The organism is Treponema brennaborense DSM 12168 (assembly GCF_000212415.1).
GTDB lineage: Bacteria > Spirochaetota > Spirochaetia > Treponematales > Treponemataceae > Treponema_F > Treponema_F brennaborense.
Genome location: NC_015500.1, coordinates 1346950 through 1363876 on the forward strand (window position 1 = coordinate 1346950; position 16927 = coordinate 1363876).

General features: G+C 50.9%; 17 protein-coding genes. 13 read left to right on the top strand and 4 right to left on the bottom strand.

What is annotated here, in order from left to right:
- Positions 1–433: 433 nt before the first annotated feature.
- Entirely contained in the window at positions 434–1675 is a 1242-nt protein-coding gene (locus TREBR_RS05795) for an IS256 family transposase (RefSeq protein ID WP_013758161.1), read from the top strand.
- Here TREBR_RS05795 and TREBR_RS14070 read toward each other — a convergent pair.
- The 3 genes from TREBR_RS14070 to TREBR_RS05800 are packed head-to-tail and all read right to left on the bottom strand — an operon-like array spanning position 1626 to position 2818.
- Positions 1626–2348, bottom strand: coding sequence for an alpha/beta fold hydrolase (locus tag TREBR_RS14070; RefSeq protein WP_083816452.1), 723 nt, complete (start codon positions 2346–2348; stop codon positions 1626–1628). The two genes, TREBR_RS05795 and TREBR_RS14070, sit on opposite strands and share 50 nt — an antisense overlap.
- Positions 2323–2457: a helix-turn-helix transcriptional regulator gene (locus tag TREBR_RS13580; protein ID WP_083816453.1), complete on the bottom strand. Its 135-nt coding sequence runs from the start codon at positions 2455–2457 to the stop codon at positions 2323–2325. Before TREBR_RS13580 ends, TREBR_RS14070 begins: the two co-directional genes overlap by 26 nt.
- Positions 2458–2494: 37 nt before the next feature.
- A complete protein-coding gene (locus TREBR_RS05800) occupies positions 2495–2818 on the bottom strand; it encodes an inorganic diphosphatase (protein WP_013758269.1) in 324 nt (107 codons plus the stop codon).
- A gap of 324 nt (positions 2819–3142) precedes the next feature.
- On the opposite strand from TREBR_RS05800, the gene TREBR_RS14700 reads away from it, so the two are divergent.
- From TREBR_RS14700 to TREBR_RS05815, 5 genes are all read left to right on the top strand, one after another.
- Complete coding sequence (locus TREBR_RS14700) at positions 3143–3265, top strand: hypothetical protein (protein WP_281054874.1); 123 nt, start codon at positions 3143–3145, stop codon at positions 3263–3265.
- 86 nt (positions 3266–3351) lie between these two features.
- Positions 3352–3822, top strand: coding sequence for a TraX family protein (locus TREBR_RS05805; RefSeq protein ID WP_281054875.1), 471 nt, complete (start codon positions 3352–3354; stop codon positions 3820–3822).
- Between the two features lie 2 nt (positions 3823–3824).
- A complete protein-coding gene (locus tag TREBR_RS14705; RefSeq protein ID WP_281054876.1) occupies positions 3825–3986 on the top strand; it encodes a hypothetical protein in 162 nt (53 codons plus the stop codon).
- Positions 3987–4138: 152 nt separating this feature from the next.
- Positions 4139–5473: a hexokinase family protein gene (locus TREBR_RS05810; RefSeq protein ID WP_013758270.1), complete on the top strand. Its 1335-nt coding sequence runs from the start codon at positions 4139–4141 to the stop codon at positions 5471–5473.
- Positions 5474–5486: 13 nt separating this feature from the next.
- Positions 5487–8681: a hypothetical protein gene (locus tag TREBR_RS05815; RefSeq protein WP_013758271.1), complete on the top strand. Its 3195-nt coding sequence runs from the start codon at positions 5487–5489 to the stop codon at positions 8679–8681.
- Positions 8682–8684: 3 nt separating this feature from the next.
- On the opposite strand, the gene TREBR_RS05820 is transcribed toward TREBR_RS05815, so the two are convergent.
- A complete protein-coding gene (locus tag TREBR_RS05820; RefSeq protein WP_013758272.1) occupies positions 8685–9326 on the bottom strand; it encodes a periplasmic-type flagellar collar protein FlbB in 642 nt (213 codons plus the stop codon).
- 219 nt (positions 9327–9545) lie between these two features.
- Here TREBR_RS05820 and fliQ point away from each other — a divergent pair, with 219 nt between their 5' ends.
- From fliQ to TREBR_RS05855, 7 genes are all read left to right on the top strand, one after another.
- A complete protein-coding gene (gene fliQ, locus TREBR_RS05825; RefSeq protein WP_013758273.1) occupies positions 9546–9815 on the top strand; it encodes a flagellar biosynthesis protein FliQ in 270 nt (89 codons plus the stop codon).
- 2 nt (positions 9816–9817) lie between these two features.
- On the top strand, positions 9818–10657 hold the full coding sequence (fliR, locus tag TREBR_RS05830; protein WP_013758274.1) for a flagellar biosynthetic protein FliR: 840 nt from the start codon (positions 9818–9820) through the stop codon (positions 10655–10657).
- Entirely contained in the window at positions 10654–11790 is a 1137-nt protein-coding gene (flhB, locus tag TREBR_RS05835) for a flagellar biosynthesis protein FlhB (RefSeq protein ID WP_013758275.1), read from the top strand. Before fliR ends, flhB begins: the two co-directional genes overlap by 4 nt.
- A gap of 45 nt (positions 11791–11835) precedes the next feature.
- Positions 11836–13911: a flagellar biosynthesis protein FlhA gene (gene flhA, locus TREBR_RS05840; protein ID WP_013758276.1), complete on the top strand. Its 2076-nt coding sequence runs from the start codon at positions 11836–11838 to the stop codon at positions 13909–13911.
- The gene (gene flhF / locus TREBR_RS05845; protein ID WP_052296159.1) at positions 13904–15214 is read left to right on the top strand and encodes a flagellar biosynthesis GTPase FlhF; all 1311 of its coding nucleotides are present in this window, start codon (positions 13904–13906) and stop codon (positions 15212–15214) included. The genes flhA and flhF overlap by 8 nt, the downstream gene beginning before the upstream one ends.
- A 2-nt stretch (positions 15215–15216) precedes the next feature.
- Entirely contained in the window at positions 15217–16086 is an 870-nt protein-coding gene (locus TREBR_RS05850) for a MinD/ParA family protein (protein WP_013758278.1), read from the top strand.
- A 61-nt stretch (positions 16087–16147) separates the two neighbouring features.
- Entirely contained in the window at positions 16148–16924 is a 777-nt protein-coding gene (locus TREBR_RS05855) for a hypothetical protein (RefSeq protein WP_013758279.1), read from the top strand.
- Positions 16925–16927: the final 3 nt, after the last annotated feature.

The following is a 16927-nucleotide window of genomic DNA, read 5'->3' on the forward strand; positions in this document are numbered from 1 at the left end:
ACTCTGCCACACTTTTTCTTGTCGTCGCTGTGCTCCTTGTTTCAAATTTACTCTGCAATATATGTTTATGTTTTCAAAAATATGGAATAAAATATATTGGATTAGAGCAATGCTGTACTGCAGTATCAAACAATTTTACAAAAAAATAAAATTTTATGAAAATTAATGCTCAGGAAAATTCTTTTGGTAATTATTATATTGATTGTATAGAACTATTACGATAATTAAAAAATGATTGAAATACGAAAATATAAAACAGGCGAAGAATTAGAATTACATGATGTTTTCTTTTCATCGATTCACTGTAATGCAAAAGAATATTATTCGAGTTATACTCAAAAGTTGTGGATGAGTTAAATTAAAAATAGAAAAAGAGACTGAGATTTGTTAAAGTTTAATGACCAAACCAAACAAAAACAAAGGACAGTCTCTTATGGAAAATATTTTACAGTGGAATTTGGAAAAAAGCACTACAGCAAGTGCAGATTTTTTTGAAAATCTTGTCCGGGAATCGGCAAGAAAGATGCTCGCGGCGGCATTGGAAAGCGAAGTTGACCAGTTCATCCAGAAACATCAGCATAAGCTGGATGCAGACGGACATAGGACGGTGGTCAGAAACGGCTATATGCCGGAACGTGAAATTCAGGCGACATGCGGAACAATCAAAGTCCGCCAGCCTCGCATTGACGACCGTGCTCTTCCTGGTCCAGAGCGTTTTACAAGTGCGATTCTTCCCAGGTTCATGCGGAAAACACCGACACTTGAGAACGTGATTCCAACGCTGTACCTGAAAGGAATCTCCACAAACAAGTTTCAGGATGCGCTAACGGCGATTTTCGGAGAAGGCGCGAAAGGCTTTTCTCCGGCAACAATAACAAGACTCAAGGAGGTCTGGCGGAAAGAATATAACGAATGGGCACACAGAAGGCTTGACGGAAAAGAATACGTATATGTGTGGGCTGACGGTGTCTACTGCAATGCCCGGCTTGATGACCAGAAACTCTGTCTCCTTGTAATAATTGGAGTTACAGTAGACGGAAAGAAGGAGCTTGTGGCAGTTCATCAGGGAGTGCGTGAAAGTGAGGAATCCTGGCTTGAGGTTCTGCGCGACTTGAAATTCCGCGGACTTACGGCAGCTCCAAAACTTGCAATATGTGACGGAGCGCTTGGATTTCAAAATGCAGTGGATAAAGTCTGGGGTCAGATGAAAATCCAGCGATGCTGGTTTCACAAGACGGGCAATGTGCTGGACAAAATGCCGGACTGCGTTCAGCCGGCGGCTAAAAAGAAACTTCAGGATATTTTTCTTGCAGACACAAAACAGCACGCACAGGATGCCTATCGGCATTTCATTGATACGTATGAGCTGAAATATCCGAAAGCAACGGAGTGCCTTGCAAAAGATTACGATGACCTGTTCAGGTTCTATGATTATCCGGCAGAGCACTGGGTTCATATCAGGACTTCAAACCCGATTGAATCGATGTTCGCAACGGTAAGGCTAAGGCACAGGTCAACTAAAGGAAATGGTTCTGCGGATGCCACGCTCGCAATGGTGTTTAAGCTCTGCAAGGAAGCTGAAAAGAACTGGAGACGGCTCAAAGGTTTTGAAAAGCTCCAGCTGGTCAAAGAAGATAAAACTTTTGTAGATGGAATCTTACAGATTGCAGCCTAAACAAATCCCAGGATTTTTCATCCACAACATTTGACAATTTCTCTTCTTCATCTTCTCCTACCCATTCAGATGCAACTTTATAGAAAGCAACCTCATTTTCATACATATCCACCATCTGTCCGGTACCGATATAGCAATCATAATATTCAGGATATTTCAAAACAAGATTACTACCTAAATACGTTCCCCACGAATGACCTAATAACGTAATTTTATCTATATTAAAGTAGTCACAAATATATTTTGTCATTTCTAATCCATCACTCATCATGAGTTCATAGGTTAACTCCGTGTCATTTTGATTTTTATCGTAACTCTTACCACAATTTCTTTGATCCCATGTAACAACAGTATATACATCTGCCCATTTCCTTGTAAATGCATAATCATAAGCACTTGTTGATGATCCGGGTCCTCCATGAAGATACAACAAGACGGGGTTGTCTATATCTTCCCCATAAATACTAATCCACTGGTTGACACCATTTATCTCTACATACAAGGACTCATTAATTCCGCCAGCTGGTGTACGATTGTTTATTTGTCTACCAACCAATCTAACCAGCAAAAAAATAAACACAAGGCCTATCAATAATATGAGTGCATTTCTAATATATTTCACTATTTTTTGCTCTTTTTCATAATCGCTATCTCTCCTTATCATCGGTTTCATAGCTGCCCAGCGCAGACTTGGAAAGCCCGGTTCGTTCCGCAAGCTGTTCCAACTTCAAGCCACGCTCCACACGCAGGTCTTTTAGCTTTTCTTGTATGGTTAGAGCCATGTTATACCCTCCTTTAATTGTCACTACAAACTGAAAGTTACATACGAATTTCTGATTGAAAATATTGTTCTTGAAAATTAACCTGTTTCAATATTTCTTCTTTGCTGAAATGCATATTTTCTGGAACCACGACCCATTTTTCTTCAACATCATCATATCTATGAATGATTGCTATTATTTTTCCCGTAAACTCTTTTATCGCCTCGTTTACTCCAAGAATATAAGCATCCTGTTCTTCTCCATCGGGTGCAGTAATTCCCTCAACGAACCCATAATTTATTGGATAATACATATCCTTGTGTTCTGGATGATAACTCCCCAATGGTCTATCAACTGTTACCTTAACAACTGTTCCAAGCATACAGTATCTCCTCCTCAAATTCTAATTTGTCTTTTTGATGTATCTATTCTACCACATTTCCGAAAGCGTAGAAATAGCCGCTTTTACCGCCGTTTTTCCTACCTTTCGGATATACGGGACGGACGGTCAAAAAGGTCTACACTTAGCATAGTTCATCGATGGACAAGCACAAGTGAATGACCGTCCGAAAGAGATACCACCGGCAAGAGTAGCAACGCCATGACCCGAAGTGCGGGGAGCGTGCCAACGCCGGAATATGCCGCAGGAATGGGGTAGGAACGGCTTTCGGGTAGAACGGCAAAAGAAGCGAACACGGAGGAAACTATGGCGAAACGAATTTACAGCAGCCTGCCGCCTTTGGAGCGAAAGCCGGACGGCTTACTTTGCCGCATGACACCAGCCCAGCGGAAACAGGCGAAAAGTTATGTCACGAGATATTTTAAATGATTTATTATGGACAGTTAATCTCTGCAGCATTAGTAAAACGGTGTTATAATAATAGTTTGTGTTTAATAATGTATTAAGGATAAAGTATGAATACGCATTTTAAAGGTTTTACCGCGAATCAATTAAAGTTGTTTGCATTATTGTCGATGACTGTCGATCATGTTGTAAGCGTTGTTTTTCCGCACTATCCGAAAGATTGGCGGATTATCGGACTTCACATAATCGGCAGACTTGCCGCTCCTATCTTTTGGTTTATGATAGTGGAAGGCTATACGCACACTCGTGACTTAAAAAAATACATATGCCGATTGTTCGTTTTTGCCGTAATATCCCATTTTGCGTATAATTTTGCATTCGGAATTCCATTCATTCCGTTCCGATCGTCGGTGTTCAATCAGACGAGTGTTATTTGGGCTCTTGCCTGGGGGACCGTTGCAATCGCCGTCAGTGAGGATGCGTTTTTCAAATGTACGCAGTGGCAAAAAACGGTTCTCGTTTTCGTTATTACGGTTATTACTTTCTGTTCATTGATAAAATATACGGAATCATACAGTTAGGTGTGATAATCGTCGTTCCGTTCATTAAAAACTACAACGGTGAACGCGGTTCATGGAAAGGTATGAAATGGTTCTTCTATTTGTATTATCCGATGCATCTGCTCGTCTGCGGCTTTATCCGCGTATGGCTGCACGGTAATACGGGGGTTATGATCGGCGGATAAAATCCGAATAACGTAACGCCTGCCCCGTCCGGAAGGTTCGCGGTGAAAAATGTTGTGTTTTCCGCAAATCAATGATATACTGATTCCGCATTTATACGAATGAAAAATACGGTCGCGCCGGTAGACGCGCGTCCAATGTAATAGGAGTAAGTATGAGCGTATATCAGAAAGTTGCGGCTTTTTTGGGTCGGAACGGATTTCCGGTCGGCGGGCCCGACGTTAATTCCGTGATCGACGGTTTGCTGTACGATATGCAGTTGGGACTCGATAAAGGTGCCGGAGCGGAGCCGATGGATGCCCGCGAACAGATGATTCCGACATGGAGTTTGCCGCCCAAAGAAGCGCCGAAAAATACGTCCGTCATCGTTATAGACGCGGGCGGTACGAATTTCAGGTCATGCCTTGTAACGTTCGACGCGGCGGGGGCTGCAACCATTTCCCATCTTGAAAAATGTTCCATGCCCGGTATCGGCAAGGAACTGTCCAAAAAGGAATTTTTTGAAGCGATTGCGGCAAATCTCGATCATCTGAAAAACATGAGCACCCGTATCGGTTTCTGTTTTTCATATGCAATGAGTATTACGCCCGACGGAGACGGCGAAGTTATCGCTTTCTCAAAAGAAATCAAGGCAAAAGAAGTCATCGGTTCCTTGGTCGGTAAAAGTTTGTCCGACGCACTGGTTGCACGCGGCTGGAATCGTCCGGAGCGCATCGTTTTGCTCAACGACACGACGGCCGCGCTTCAAGCCGGAGCGGCGAGCGCCGCCTCAGGCGTTACGTACAGTTCGTACGTCGGTTTGATTTTGGGAACCGGAATGAACGCCGCATATATCGAATCCGGCAGAATCGCAAAAATTGCCCGAAACGCCGCTTCCGTTCCCGATTCACAGATCGTCGTGTGCGAATCGGGACTTTTCGACAAACTGCCGCGCTCTTCGTTCGATATCGAATTCGATAAAACGACGAACACGCCGAATCGCTACGTTATGGAGAAAATGTGTTCCGGCGCGTATCTGGGACCGGTGGCTACGCTTGCGCTCAAATATGCCGCCCGCGAGGGTTTGTTTTCCGCTCCCGTTGCGGAAGCGATTGAAGCGCTGCCCAAAGCGGAACTGTACGATATGGATCGTTTCTTTTACGGTCCGTATCGCGCCGATACGGTGCTCGGCGGTGTGGCGGCGAAAGGTACCGACGAAGATTACGACGTTATGTACACGCTGCTGGATGCGATCGTCGAGCGTTCTGCCCGGCTGACCGCCGCGATTATCGCCGCGTGCGTTATCAAAAGCGGGCAGGGAACGAGCCCCGCGCGGCCCGTATGCGTTTTGTGCAACGGAACGACGTTCTATAAGACGCATAACCTGCAGTACAGACTGCGCGGTTATTTGAACACCGTTCTGACCGAACAGCGCCGTTTGCATTTTGAAATTACGTCGGTTGAAAACGATATTACGCTGGGTACGGCGATCGCGGCACTGTCGCTGTAGCGCCGGTTTCCGGATGAAGCGTTCCGCCGGAATCGTATATCTGTGCGCCGTACTCGCGTTGGCGGGTATCGGCGTTCAGCCGCTTCGCGCCGGAGTTCTTACCGGAACGTCCGGCGTCCGGCTGGTGCAGACCGTTTATTTCGATATCATTTATCCGCCCGGTTCGGCCGTTTCCGCTTCGATTTTGGCGGAGTGCGCCGATCGGCTGTACGAGCACGCGTGTGCAGAACTCGGTGCGTCTCCGTATTTCAGAATGCCGGTAGTGCTCACGCCTTCGCACGATAATCTGAATGCGTATTTTACACCGCTTCCGTACAACAGGATAGTCGTGTACGACACGCTGCCCGGGGCGGACGATTCCGGCTCTCTCGCCGTTTTTTCCCGATCATTGCAATCCGTTTTTTATCACGAGGTGGTGCACGCCGTTTCGCTTAATATAAAATCGCCTGCGTTCCGCATACTGTCCGCCGTGTTCGCCGATTGTCTGAATCCGGCGCTGGCGGTGGTGCCGACGCTGTTCAGCGAAGGGGCTTCCGTCGCACTTGAAAGCGCCGCGGGCGAGGGGCGGCTGAACGATGCGTTTTCGACCCATTCGGTGTATCAGGCAAAACTTGAAGGTGTGTTTCCGCGCTGGCGTAATGCCGCCGGTGCGCGCGACGTGTATCCGTCGGGAACGGTACCGTATCTGTTCGGCGGCGAGTTTACGCGCTATTTGCTCCGGGCGTACGGAAAAGAACGGTACGCCGAGTTCTGGTATCAGTGCGGGCGGCTGCAGTTTTTTAAACTGACGGCGGGTATTTTCAAAAAAGTATACGGATTGCCGCTTGCCGACGCGTGGCGTGACTTTGAAGCGCAGCTCGTTTTGCCCGACGTTTCAGCCGCGCCCGACGCGCTTACCGGTGTTGAGTATCTGCTGCCGGACGCAAAAAAAACGCTGTACCGATCGCTGACGTCGAGTCCGGCCGGAGCCGCGTGGATTGATCCGTATACGTCGTTCGTTCAGTTTGCCGAAAACGGAACCTGCGTCGATGACAAAACCGGTGAGACCGGCGTCGGCGGTGAAATCGGCGTTGATGGCAAAACCGGAATCGATTCCGAACGCGCCGTCGTTACGCTTTTGACGCTGAGCGGTCTCAAAAAAATTTCTTTCAGTCCCGACGGGGCGTATCTGGCGCTGAGCCGCACGCTTTCGGGAACGTTCCCGAAAAACGAAGTTTTCATTTACCGGATGAGTTCCCGAACGCTTGAACGCCTTCCCGCTGCGCACGTGCGGGAAGGGACGGTTGTCCGTTTATCGGACGGCAGATATGCGGCGGCAGCGGTACGGACCGGAGGCACGGCGGACGCGCAGTCGGCGGAGATCGTGTTCTATGAAATTACGGAAACCGATTCCGGTCGTTTCCGTTTTTCCGCTGAACCGGTGTTTCTGTTCGGATTGAATTCGGGCGTCGCACCGTACGCGCTGTGCGCGGTTCCGGGCGGAAAACTTGCGTTTACGGCGGGCGGCGTACCTGATGCAAGGGTCACGGAAGGTTCGGCGGAGGTTTTTCCGTTGTCGGCTCAGCCGTTGTTCCTGCTGGAACCTGTTTCCGGAGCGGCTGCCTCGTATACCGTTCCCGAATCCGCCGGTTACCGCAACGTAAAAATCAGATCGATCGCAGCGGTTCCGGTGAGCGCGCCTGTTTCTGTAAGCGCAGCGGTTCCGGTGAGCACGCCTGTGCCGGTACAGCCGCCGGCTCCTGAATGTGCCGGGGACGACCGGAGCGTTCGGCTCGTATTTTCGTGGGCGGCCGACGGTACGTTTCCCCGTGCGGGATTTTTGACGGTTGGTGAGAACGGTGCGTTTTTTTCACTGATGGCGGCCGACGTTTCAGGAGGCGTATATGCGCCGGCTGCGTACTGTTCCGCTGAAGACCGATCGGACGCCGCCGCTTCATCTCGCGTGTGTGCGGATATTGCCGCGCTTACGGACGATGCCGCGTTCACGGATGGCACTGCGCTTACGGACGATGCCGCGCTTTCTTCATCCGCACCCGAGATATCGGGTCGGCTTGCGTATTCGGCACATTTGTTCGAGTACGACTGTCTGATGGCGCTCGATTGCGCGCGGGTGCCGTTCCGAACGGCGACGGCGGAATCGAACAACGTGCGGGGCGTTCTTTTACCGCAGTCTGCATCCGTGTTCACGGATGGCACCTTGCTTACGGACGATGCCGCGCTTACGGATACCGCGTTTTCCTCCTCCGCGTACGTTCCGTTCCGGTATCTGCTGCACGGCGTGTTTTTACCCGCCGCACTGCTGCCGCAGTACGATTTGCTGGCGGAAAGCGGAACGGCGCTGCTGCCCGGTGCAACGTGGATTACGGCGGATCCGGCTGAAACGGTTATTCTGAGCGTCGGCGGCGGTATCGATCCGTTTACGATGTGCGGCGGTATACGTGTTTCGGCCCGCACGACCGGGACTTCTTTTTCCGTGCGTGCGTCGTCAGATATTTCGTTTTCAAAAAACGGCTTCGATCAGGCAGTAACTGCGGCGGGCTTTACCGCGTCGGTTTCCGCCGGTCGCGTTTCACGCTTCGTTTTTTCGGGTTTGCTGAGTTATCTGGCGGCATCCGTGTCGAACGCCGGTTTTCTTCATGCGGTGGAACATATCTTCAAAACCGAGTATTCGACGTTCCGGGCGGGCGGACGGGGATATTACAATGTACGCGGAATATCCGCCGCCGTTTTTGCCGACACGTTATACGCTTTCAGTTCCGATTCTTGGTACGGAAATATCGGCGTTTCCGCTGCGGCCCGTATTCCCGGCCCCGTGCCCGTGCGGCTGAACGCTTCGTTATTCGACGACGTAAAAACGTTCGCGCGGCTTTCGGGTGAAGCGGTCGTGTGTTCGTTCGAGATCCAGCAGGGACTTCCGGTCGTACCGCTCTACGTGAATCGAATCGCGCTGATTGCCGGTTACGCGGGTGAAGCCGTCAGACCGAACGTTTCAGGAGATCTGTTCCGGCTGCCTTCCGTGTTCCGGTCTATTGCCGAACTGCCGTATTACGATCGGGTGTACGTAAAAACCGAACTGATTTCGTCTTTAAATACGGGAATATTGACGGGTACGCGGTTTTCAGTTTCGGCGGTGTGTTCCTGCGTACTGCGTGATGAAAATTCAAACGGAAAATTCAAGTTCAGTTTGGGCGGATCTCTTCTATATTAAGGATTATTGTTCGGTCGTAGTTTGAACCGGCTTGCTGAGCATTTTCCGCTGTATCTGAGCGGCCCGATCGGCCGGCATGAGCTGAAGCCAGTACGACGCTAAAGACGTTCCGTCCTCTTCCTGCGCGGCGAGTTCGTCCGCTTTCCGCAGAATATCGATAACGTCCTGATCATCCATCGCAACGAGAATGTTGACGGCGTTCTGCGGCGGCATACTGTTCAGATTGTTGACGTTCCGGATAATATTTGCCTGCCGGCTGTCGTATCTGTTCACTTCGGAATCGAACGTTTGTTCGCGCTCTTCCTGCGTTCTGCGGCGGTCTTCCAACTCCTGCGCTACCTGATTATTCAGGTTTTCCAGACGGGTTATGTCCGCTTCTCGTTTATTCAGTTCTTCGCTGCGGATGTTCAGCGCTTCAAGCCGTTTCAGGTATCGGTCGTTGTCCAAATCTATTTCGACCGGATCGGTGTTCGCAACGGAAACTGACGTTTGAACCTGTAATCCGAACAGTTTGTAGACCGGTGCGAATATGTTTTTGGCCTGAATGACGCCCAAATAATCGAACCACAGCAATCCGGCGAGTATGAGGATAAGTATTAGAAAAAGTAATATGATCGTTTTGCCGATATTTTTTCGTCCAGCCATCGCGTCGTTACCTCTGTTTTGAATATCCTGATATTCAGTATATCGGCAAAATACAGAGTTTACAAGGGGAAAATATCGGCCGGATTTAAAAATGCACGGTATCGGTACGTTTATTTATTGCTAACATCGTCGGTTCCGGCTATACTGAATAATTGAAAGATACTGCGGACCGGCAAAAAGGCAACGTTTTTTGCGTCGGCTCCATTTGGAGGTTTCGTCATGAGTTTAGGTGATATCGTTACGCTGATTCGAGACGGTATTTTCCAGATTCTGATATTGGTTGCGCCCGTTCTGGGAGCAGCGCTGATCATCGGCCTGATTGTCGCCATTTTTCAGGCGACCACGTCCATTCAGGAACAGACGCTGACGTTCGCCCCGAAGTTTTTCGTTATTTTGGGAGTTATCGCGCTGCTTGGCGGCTGGATGTTTACGATGCTGCGCGGCTATACGGTGAATCTGTTTGAAATGATTCCTCAAATGGGACGGTAACGGTGCTCGATCAGATTCTGTCCGCCGCGCCGCGCTATCTGCTCGTTGCGGTGCGCTGTTTTGCCTTGATTATGACGCTGCCGCTGTTTTCCATGCGCGGTGTGTCGCGGGCGGCAAAAATAGCCGTAACCGGATACGTGGCGTTTTTGGTGCTGCCGGTTTCATACGGCGCCGGTTACGAACAGTTTATCGACATATACGGCGCGTTCACGCTTGAATACGTGCTGCTTCTTATCGGCGAAGGACTGCTCGGAATCATCACCGGATTTTATATTTCGGTGATATTCGCCGCGTTCAGTACGGCCGGTCAGTTCTTTTCGTTTCAGATGGGCCTTTCGGCGGCGGAAGCGTACGACTCGCTGTCTCAGGTTGAAAATCCGCTGATGGGACAGTATCTGAATCTGATCGCGATGCTGCTTTTTCTGCAGGTCAAGGGTTTCCAGCAGCTTTTTTTGGGCGGTATTTTCCGCAGTTTTCAGTCGCTGAACGCGCTTGCGCTCGTGCTGCCGGAAACCCGTTCCGCGTTTTTGAATTTTCTGTTAAGCGGGCTTACCGATTTGTTTTTCGACGCGCTGATGATTTCGCTGCCGATGGTGGGAACGTTTTTTCTGGTATCGGTCGCTATGGGGCTGCTTTCAAAAGCGGCGCCGCAGATGAACCTGCTTTCCGAAGGTATTCCGCTGACGATGCTGGTCGGTTTTCTGCTGCTTTTTCTGCTTTTGCCGTCGATGTGCGATCTGTTCGTGAGATCGTTCGATACGGCGTTTTATAAACTGGAACGGCTGCTTATCGATGTCGGGACTGCCGCGGGAAGCGTTCCGCTTTCGGGAGGTTCGCTGTGATACAGCCGCCGAACGGAACGGCAGCCGCCGCGGTTCCGAACCTGTTTCCCGTAATCGATTTGCAGTGGTTTGCTTCTGCGGAAGACGAAGGCCGTACCGAGCAGCCGTCCGAAACGAAACTGCGCAAAGCGCGCGAAGAGGGACGCATCCCCAAAAGCCAGGAATTGAGCGGCGCTTTGGTGCTGCTGTTTCCGGTGCTCGCGCTTATCATGCTCGCGCCGTGGCTTTTTACCGGATTTATCAAAATACTGCGTTTTTATTTCGATCGCTGCGTTTCCGTTGAATTGAACGATCCGGCGCTGGCGGCGGAGTTCTTTTCGGCCGTGATTCGGATGGTGCTTCCGGTTTCGCTGACCGCGCTGGTTGCGGGCATCGCGGCGAATGTCATTCAGAATCGCGGCTTCCTTTTTACGACGAAGCCCATCGAGCCGAAATTTTCAAAAATATTGCCGCATTTCGGCGAGTATTTTAAAAAAACGCTTTTTTCGTTTGAAGGTGCGTTCAATATCGTCAAATCGCTGCTGAAAGTAACGGTCATATTTGCGGCGGCGTATATTCTGGTAAAAAACGATCTGCCGAAGCTGCTTTCGCTCATGGACGTGAGTCTGTGGACAGGCGTCGCGTACATCGCGGGAATGACGGCGAAGCTGCTGGTCATTGCGGCGGTCATTTTCATCGTTATCGCGATTCCCGATTACCTCGTTCAGCGCCGCCAATTTATGGAATCTATGAAAATGTCGAAGCAGGAAGTCAAAGAAGAATTCAAGGAAATGGAAGGCGATCCGCTGGTAAAAAGCCGCATCAGACAGTATATGCATCAGATGCTGTCGCAGAACATGCCGGCGAACGTGGCGAAATCCGACGTAGTCATCACGAACCCGACCCATTACGCCGTGGCGATCGAATACGACAGCTCCGTGATGCAGGGGCCTATGGTGACAGCCAAAGGAGTCGATTCGCTCGCCCGCCGTATCAAAGATATCGCCCGGGAAAACGCCGTGCCGATCGTCGAAAACCGTCCGCTCGCCCGCGCGCTGTACGCCGAAGCCGAAATAGGGGAAATTGTACCTGAAAATTATTATCAGGCACTAGCGGTAATTCTTGCAAACGTATATAATATGAAAGGGAAATGATGCCGTTTTTCAAATAGCACATACATGGTGGGGTATTACTAAAAGATGGCGGATAAAGCCGGCTTTTTTAAAAATTCGCAGGATCTCTTTATAGCTGTCAGTGCGGTCGTCGTCGTCATGATGCTTATCGTGCCGCTGCCGACGCTGCTGCTCGACGTGCTGATGGCGTTCAATCTGCTGCTTTCCGTCCTGATGCTGCTCATCGTTCTATATACGCCCAAAGCTACCGATTTTTCTTCGTTTCCGACGATGCTGCTCGTTTCAACCGTATTCGGTCTCGGACTGAACGTGTCTTCAACCCGGCTCATTTTGTCCAAAGGCGCCCAGTTCGACGGACGTATGGTCAAGGCGTTCGCCAGTTTCGTCGTCGGCTCCGGCGGTACGGAAGGTTTGCTCATCGGGTTCGTTATCTTCATCATTTTGATCGCGGTGCAGACGTTCGTTATTACCAAAGGTGCGACGCGCGTTGCCGAAGTCGCCGCCCGTTTTACGTTGGATGCCATGCCCATGAAGCAAGCCGCCGTTGAAGCCGAATACAACGCGGGCGCCATTACCGAAGAAGAAGCGCGCAAGCGCAAACTTGACGTGCAGCGTGAAGCCGATTTTTACGGTGCGATGGACGGTTCCACCAAATTCGTGTCGGGAAACGTCAAAGTCGGTATTTTCATCACCGTAATCAACCTCGTCGTCGGGCTCATTTTCGGTATGCTCCGCGGTGAAAATTTTTCGCAGGCGATTCAAACCTACGCTTCTTTTACGATCGGCGACGGTTTGTTGTCTCAGCTGCCGTCGCTGCTCGTTTCGTTTGCGACCGGTATCATCGTTACGCGCTCGGCGTCGGATCAGACGCTCGGCTCGGACGTAAAAAAACAGTTTTCGCAGAACGCGTGGGTATATTTCGTTGCGGGCGGCACGATGTCGGTGATCGGTATACTGCCCGGTTTTCCTTGGTACGTGCTGGTGCCGCTCGGCGGCGCGCTGATTTATCTGGGGTTCCGCCTGCGGAAAATTCAGGAAAAAAGCTTTGCCCAGAAGGTTGCAGCCGAAAAGGAAAAACAGAAAACGCAGACCGGCGGTGCTCCGGCCGACGCGAGTTCGGTGGCGCCGCTCGATCCGCTTTCGCTTGAACTCGGCTACGCGCTCATTCCGCTGGTCGATAAGGAAAAGGGCGCCGAATTGCTGGAACGCGTTACGCTCATCCGGCGCGAAATGGCGCTCGATTTGGGCGTCATCGTGCCGCGCATCCGGATTACGGACAACGTGCGCCTTGAGCCGAGCGAATATTGTTTTAAGATAAAAGGCGTCGCCGCCGGTTCCGCCCGTATAAAAATGGGTTGGTATTTGTGCATCAATTCCGGCGGCGTAACCGAAGACGTTCCCGGAGAAAAAACGACCGAGCCCGCGTTCGGGCTGCCCGCCGTGTGGGTTACGGAAGACAATCGCGAACGCGCCGAACGCGCCGGTTACGCGATCGTGGATCCGCCGACGATGATAGCAACTCATCTGACTGAAATAATCAAGCGCCGCGCCGCGGAAATTCTGGGCCGGCAGGAAGTGCAGTCGCTCATAGAGTCTTTGAAAAAGGATTATCCCGCCGTCGTCGACGAAGTCATGCAGAATTTCAAAATCGGTGAAATCGTCAAAGTGCTGCAGGGTTTGCTGAAAGAGCAGGTTTCCGTCCGCAATCTGGTCGTCATTCTGGAAACGCTGGCCGATTACGGCGGCGTTACCAAAAAAACGGACGTGCTTATCGAACGCGTCCGGCAGGCGCTGGGGCGGCAGATCTGCCTGCAGTACGCCGACGAGAGCGGTACGCTGCACGTTATGACCGTCGATCAGGGCTTTTTGCAAAAAGTGCTCGACAGCCGCGTCGATACGGTGAACGGTCCGGTTGCCATGCTCGATCCGGTGTCTCAGCGCGACTGGATTTCGGCGTTGAGTTCGGCCATTGCTTCCATCCGGAATCTCGGCTACGCGCCGGTGCTGCTGTGCCCCGAATCCGCCCGCGTTTTGGTAAAAAGCAGTATCGATCGTGAAATGCCGGGCGTAGTCGTGCTGTCTTCGGCTGAAATTACGAACGACGTAAAACTCGAATCGTTGGGAGAAGTGAAAGTTGGATAAAAACATGAGTACGTTCGTCGAGCGCGGAGAATCGTATGAAGAATGCGTTTCCCGGATTCGGGCGAAATACGGAAAAAATTATTATATTCTGAACAAACGCGCCGTGTCCTCCGGTGGTTTTTTGGGACTATTTAAAAAAGACTGCATGGAAGTACTGTACACCGTGCAGAGTCCAGCTTCTTCGCCGTACCGGCCTGCAAGCGAAGCCGCTGCGGGCGCCGGCTTTTCGGGGAGCGCCGCCGTGCCGGACAAAGGCTTTGACGAGGAAAAGGCGCGGATCATCGCGAACGCAAAAAAGCTCGCTTCCGATCCGCAAATGACGGCTATCCAAAAGCAGCTTGAAACGCTCAACCGAAAACTTGATACGATCTCCGTCGATACGGAATCTGAGCCGTCGATCCGCAAAATTGAAGAACTGCTGGAATCGAACGAATTTTCGGCTTCGTACATCCGGAACATGAGCGCGCGGCTTCGCAGCGAGTTTTCCCTTGAACAGCTGTCCGATTTTGACGCCGTACAGGCGAAAGTCGCCGAATGGATAGGCGAAGGCATCCGTCTCCGGCTGGACGACGGATTTAAACGCCGCCCGAAAGTGCTGATTCTGGTGGGGCCGACCGGAGTCGGAAAGACGACGACCGTTGCGAAACTGGCGGCCCAATACCGTTTTCAGAAAGGCGATAACGACGAACGGCTTTCCATACGTATGGTGACGATAGACCGTTTCCGCATCGCGGCGCAGGAACAGCTTGCAAAATACGGTGAACACATGGACATTCCGACTACCGCCGCCGAATCCGCCGACGATATCCGCGACATTCTCGCCATTCACAGCGGAAAACTGGACGTTATGCTGATAGACACTATCGGCTACAGTCCGCACGATTACGAAAGTATCGGCCGTATGCGCAAGATTCTGGACGTTCCCGGTCTGAAACCTGAAGTGTATTTAACCGTTTCCGCCGCGACGAAAGCGAGCGATCTGCGCGATATCATGCGCAATTACGAGACGTTCGACTATAAAGCGGTCATCGTTACCAAATACGACGAAACGAACCATATCGGAAACGTGCTGAGCGTACTTGCGGAAAAAGACAAACCGGTTGCGTATATTTCCACCGGGCAGAAAGTTCCGCGCGACATCGAACGGGCGAGCGTCGTTAAATTCATGCTGAAACTGACCGACTTTAAAATAGACCGCGAAGCGCTTGAGCGCGCGTTTCCGGTTCGGCAGGAAACGGACGGGTCGTACCCTGCCGGAACCGTATCCGAAAATCGCACTGAAACCAAACACGGGAGTATATAAATATGGAAGATCAGGCCGCAGAACTTAAAAATATGATGAAAAAAGAAGCTGTCGGTAAAGATTTCCCGTCGCACCGCACGCGTATCATCGCGATTACCAGCGGCAAAGGCGGCGTCGGTAAAACGAATATCGCCGTCAATATGGCGATCGCGTACGCGCGTACCGGCAAAAAAGTGTTGCTGATCGACGGTGATTTGGGAATGGCGAACGTCAACGTTCTGCTCAACATCGTGCCGCATTTCAATCTGCTGCACGTGATTACCCAGCAGAAAAAAATGTCCGACATCGTGCTCGATACGGAATTCGGCATCAAATTTATTGCCGGTGCGAACGGATTTTCCCGGATTGCAAACTTGAGCGATGAAGAATTGAGCTTTTTTGCCGAAGAATTCAGTACGATAAACGATTTCGATATTATCCTCATAGACACCGGCGCCGGTATTTCCAACAACGTACTGCAGTTCGTCGCCGCTGCCGACGAAGTGTACGTGGTAACCACGCCCGAACCGACGGCGATCACCGACGCGTACGGCATCATAAAAATTATCACAACCGAACTGCTCGACCGGGATATCAATTTGAAACTGCTGGTCAACCGCGTCCATTCGGCGGATGAAGGCAAACGTATTTCCGACCGGATCATCAATATTGCCGGTCAGTTTCTGAATTATAAAATCGATTATTTGGGATTCATCTATGACGATCCGGCGGTATCCATGTCCGTCATCAGGCAGAAACCGTTTATCGAAATCGCACCGACTTCCAAGCCGGCGATCTGTATCAAACACATCGTCGGCAGAATAGAAAAGACCGATCTGTCCAATTCGGACGGCGTCGCGGGCTTTTTGCGGAAGTTTTTGGGAAAAAGATAACGGTAAAAGAAACCTTGACCTTATGGGGTTTTTGCCTTAATATGGTAAACGGAGGATTGGTATGGTAACCCCGAAGCTTGTAATTATTACTGCCGTGATAGGGTTCGTACTGTCCTTTTGTACGGGATTGTTTTCCGGTGTTGCGTTCGGAATCGTGGTGCTGCGGGCGCTGCTTTTTGCAGCCGTTTTTGCGGCGATCGCGTACGGTACGTCCGTTGTGTTTAAAAAATTTTTAGCCGGCGGGGGAGACGTCGTTCAGCTCGCTTCCGAATCCGCGGAAACTTCCCGTCCGGGTTCCGTCGTCGATATTACCATCGGCGACGAAGCGCTTCCGGAGGAAGAAGACAGTCCTGATTTTTTTGTTTCAGACGAAATGTCCGGTTCCGTTTCAAAGTCCCGTCCGACGACGGATCAAGGACGCTCCGTTTCCGGACAAAGCGCCGCGCCGGATACAGGCGTCGATCGGCGTGAAACCGGGCAAACCGGTTTATCGGGAGGGAGCGGTCGTGTGTCGCAACCGCGTGTATCCGCCGGTACGCCTGACACCGTTCCGGCCGGAGCGGCAGATTCCGCCGCAGCGCAGTTTAAGCCCGTTCGGCTGGGAAGTACGGTATCTTCCGACTCGGATGTGTCCGATTTGGACGTTTTGCCCGATATAGGGGATTTGGTTATAAACGAAGGCGGCGGACAGTCCGCCATAATGGAAGATACCGATTTTGCCGAAGGAATATCCGGCGACGCGCAATCCGGTCTTGCAGCTCCTGCTTCCGGCGGCGGGAGTATGGACACGGAAACGATTGCAAAAGCTATCAGAACGGCACTTGCAAGAGACAGCTGAGAT

What these genes read in the sequence shown, in the direction of transcription:
- TREBR_RS14700 (WP_281054874.1), top strand. Translation starts at nt 3,143, where the DNA reads ATGGCGAAACGAATTTACAGCAGCCTGCCGCCTTTGGAGCGAAAGCCG.
- TREBR_RS05820 (WP_013758272.1), bottom strand. Translation starts at nt 9,326, where the DNA reads ATGGCTGGACGAAAAAATATCGGCAAAACGATCATATTACTTTTTCTA.
- TREBR_RS05805 (WP_281054875.1), top strand. Translation starts at nt 3,352, where the DNA reads ATGAATACGCATTTTAAAGGTTTTACCGCGAATCAATTAAAGTTGTTT.
- flhA (WP_013758276.1), top strand. Translation starts at nt 11,836, where the DNA reads ATGGCGGATAAAGCCGGCTTTTTTAAAAATTCGCAGGATCTCTTTATA.
- TREBR_RS05800 (WP_013758269.1), bottom strand. Translation starts at nt 2,818, where the DNA reads ATGCTTGGAACAGTTGTTAAGGTAACAGTTGATAGACCATTGGGGAGT.
- TREBR_RS14070 (WP_083816452.1), bottom strand. Translation starts at nt 2,348, where the DNA reads ATGAAACCGATGATAAGGAGAGATAGCGATTATGAAAAAGAGCAAAAA.
- fliQ (WP_013758273.1), top strand. Translation starts at nt 9,546, where the DNA reads ATGAGTTTAGGTGATATCGTTACGCTGATTCGAGACGGTATTTTCCAG.
- TREBR_RS13580 (WP_083816453.1), bottom strand. Translation starts at nt 2,457, where the DNA reads ATGGCTCTAACCATACAAGAAAAGCTAAAAGACCTGCGTGTGGAGCGT.
- TREBR_RS05795 (WP_013758161.1), top strand. Translation starts at nt 434, where the DNA reads ATGGAAAATATTTTACAGTGGAATTTGGAAAAAAGCACTACAGCAAGT.
- TREBR_RS05850 (WP_013758278.1), top strand. Translation starts at nt 15,217, where the DNA reads ATGGAAGATCAGGCCGCAGAACTTAAAAATATGATGAAAAAAGAAGCT.
- TREBR_RS05810 (WP_013758270.1), top strand. Translation starts at nt 4,139, where the DNA reads ATGAGCGTATATCAGAAAGTTGCGGCTTTTTTGGGTCGGAACGGATTT.
- TREBR_RS05815 (WP_013758271.1), top strand. Translation starts at nt 5,487, where the DNA reads ATGAAGCGTTCCGCCGGAATCGTATATCTGTGCGCCGTACTCGCGTTG.
- TREBR_RS05855 (WP_013758279.1), top strand. Translation starts at nt 16,148, where the DNA reads ATGGTAACCCCGAAGCTTGTAATTATTACTGCCGTGATAGGGTTCGTA.